Origin of the sequence: Halorubrum yunnanense (genome assembly GCF_026586675.1) — an archaeon.
GTDB classification, from domain to species: domain Archaea; phylum Halobacteriota; class Halobacteria; order Halobacteriales; family Haloferacaceae; genus Halorubrum; species Halorubrum yunnanense.
This window is the reverse complement of the sequence record NZ_JAODIX010000107.1, coordinates 1-704: the sequence shown is the minus strand read 5'-3', so window position 1 is coordinate 704 and position 704 is coordinate 1. Positions and strand designations below refer to the sequence as shown.

Here is a 704-nt window from a genome sequence, read left to right as displayed (position 1 = left end):
GTTTCGGCCATCCACCGCTGAGAGTAGCCATTTGCTCGGTTGAGCGCGTTGTTCGCGGCTGCGTTCGCTGACGAGCCGCGGTAATGAACGAGGTACTCAACGTCATATGCGGCGATTTCGTACTCAGTGTGCCAGTCTTGGAAGCCGTTGTCGGCAGCGACGGACTGCAGGTCGTCCGCGTTTCGGCGGACGACCTGCGGTCCGGTCTTCGTATCATGCTTCCATCGAGCTGCGATGTGAACATCAAGCACAGCAAGCGATTCCACATCAGTCAATGTCGTCACTTTCAGCGTCTGTATCGTCCGTCCGGCCCGCTGACGAAAGTACGATGACGCACGTCGGCGATCGAAGAACGTGCTGTCGAGAGCGGCGTGGCCAGACTGCGGGTGCTGCTGCGCGGAAACGCGCAGCAGCGCCCGCCATACCCACATTTTCAGCCGATCAAACGACTTGTAGATCGTCGTGTGATCAGGAAGGTCGTCCCGAGCTAAGCCGAGAGCGTCACGAACTTCAGCCATGTACTGCAGCCGATTCGGCGTTTCACGGTAGCTGTGGGTCTCTTCGACCCGAAAACAGTGGAGAACGACATGAACCCAGCGGGCGAACCCGCCGCTGGCGGGCTCGCCCGCATGCTTCCCCAACGCTTGTTTAGCTAGGTGACGACACTGCTCGATGAAGTCGAGGATATCGATCTCCATGTCAGG

1 protein-coding gene is annotated in these 704 nt (G+C 58.9%); it reads right to left on the bottom strand.

Annotation, left to right across the window (positions count from 1 at the left end; all coding sequences use genetic code 11):
• On the bottom strand, positions 1 to 698 hold a 698-nt coding region (locus tag N5096_RS16085; RefSeq protein WP_267665797.1), incomplete at its 3' end, for a transposase.
• Positions 699 to 704 lie beyond the last annotated feature (6 nt).